General features: G+C 60.1%; 2 protein-coding genes. One reads left to right on the top strand and one right to left on the bottom strand.

Annotation, left to right across the window (positions count from 1 at the left end):
• Positions 1–196: 196 nt before the first annotated feature.
• Entirely contained in the window at positions 197–709 is a 513-nt protein-coding gene (locus QU481_RS23950; RefSeq protein ID WP_353962197.1) for a group II intron maturase-specific domain-containing protein, read from the bottom strand.
• 215 nt (positions 710–924) lie between these two features.
• Between QU481_RS23950 and istA the strand changes: the two genes are divergently transcribed.
• Positions 925–1,800, top strand: an 876-nt coding sequence (gene istA / locus QU481_RS23685) for an IS21 family transposase (protein WP_289830490.1), incomplete at its 3' end; no start/stop codon positions are given.

The following is a 1,800-nucleotide window of genomic DNA, read 5'->3' as shown; positions in this document are numbered from 1 at the left end:
AAATGAAGCGGCTAGCAATCGGCGCCTTGCGTCGAATCCAAAAGCTACCCGGGCTGGTGAAATCGTTCTTCCGCCAGCCTGAGTGCCAATATGCCTGCCAGTGACAATACTTTTGCAAAGCTTAGTATGCATAGTTGAGTAGCGCCAAGGAATCTCACCCTGACGCCCTCCCAGAACCGTACGTGAGCCTCTCGACTCATACGGCTCCTATTGCCCACCGTTCACTCGATGACAGGTCCCAGTGAGCAAATAGCGTGGGATGACGCTGACAAACTGCGTTCAACCAATCCCTCGCCCGACTCACCTTCTCCTTCATCTTTTTGTATTTCCTGCGCACCCATCGAACCAGGTACTGATTCAGCGTATCGAACACATCGTACAAGGCGGATCGAGAGAACCGACCGTAGTAATTCACCCAGCCTTGTAGCGCCGGATTGATTGCTTCAGCCACATCCACGAGTTCCACGGTGTGCCAGCAATGTAGCCGCCACCGCCTGACCGTCTGTCGAATCGATTTGGCCGCCTTCCGACTGATCGCGGGCGCAAACCCAACGAATAGTGTGTTCGTCCTCGATTTAAGAAGGCGGGGACGGAACGTATAGCCCAGAAAGTCAAACTGGCATGTCTCGTACTCCAGCCTCCGGTTGGCATCCTTGCAAAAGACCACCTTGGTCTTCTCCGGATGCAACTGTAAGCGACATTCCGCCATCCTTGTTTCCAGAGCCTTCTTCAGCGCCTGCGCTTCTTTCAGACTGCGTATTCCGGGGCAACCTGATCACCTGTTCCAGCTGAACCTGGACAGTCGTTCCAGCGCAAACTGGACACCCGTTCCAGGCCAACCTGGACGGCTTGCAACATTGCCGTAACAAGCTGTAGCGCGCGGGGTAACCCGTGGCACCCTCGAGCTTTTTTCCTGGGTGCCCGATGTCTAACCACAGGTTATCCATGCGCAAAATCGTCGAAATCCTTCGCCTGCATCACGCAGGTCTGTACTCGCGGCGCGCGATCGCCCGAATGATCGGCGCATCCCCCACCACGGTCAGCGACTACCTCGCCCGCGCCAAGCTCGCCGGGCTGAGCTTCCCGCTACCCGCCGGCCTGGACGAAGCCACCGTCAATGGCCTGCTATTTCCCCCGACGGCGCCGTCGAAAGTCCGCCGCACCGAACCCGACTGGCCGACGCTGCACCAGGAACTGCGCCGCAAAGGCGTGACGCTGGAGCTGCTGTGGCAGGAGTACAAGGCCGAAACACCGGACGGACTCCAGTACAGCGCGTTCTGCGACCATTACCGCCGTTGGCGCAAGACGCTGGCAGTGACGCTGCGCCAGCACCACACACCCGGTGAGAAACTGTTCGTCGACTACGCCGGGCAGACGGTCGACGTCATCGACCCGCATACCGGCGAAATTCACGCCGCGCAGATCTTCGTCGCGGTGCTCGGCGCCTCCAACTACACCTACCTCGAAGCGACCTTCACGCAGCAGCTGGAAGACTGGATCGGCAGCCATGTGCGCGCCTTCGACTATCTCGGTGGCGTCACCGCGCTGGTGGTCCCCGACAACCTGAAGAGCGGCGTGCGCCATCCGTCCCGCTACGAGCCGGACCTGAACCCGACCTACCAGGACCTGGCACAACATTACGGCTGCGCGGTGCTGCCGGCGCGGCCGTACAAGCCGCGCGACAAGGCCAAGGTCGAGGTCGGCGTCCAGGTGGTCGAGCGCTGGGTGCTGGCCCGGTTGCGTCACCAGCGCTTCTTCAGCCTGCAAGAACTCAACCTGGTTCTGCGTCAGTGCCTGGAG

The sequence above is a fragment of the Crenobacter oryzisoli genome (assembly GCF_030385785.1).
GTDB classification, from domain to species: Bacteria; Pseudomonadota; Gammaproteobacteria; order Burkholderiales; family Chromobacteriaceae; genus Crenobacter_A; species Crenobacter_A oryzisoli.
The sequence above is the reverse complement of the archived record's forward strand: the minus strand, read 5'-3'. Positions and strand labels throughout refer to the sequence as shown.

Bases quoted from the DNA above. Each gene is read 5' to 3' on its own strand.
- QU481_RS23950 (WP_353962197.1), bottom strand. From the start codon at position 709: ATGGCGGAATGTCGCTTACAGTTGCATCCGGAGAAGACCAAGGTGGTC.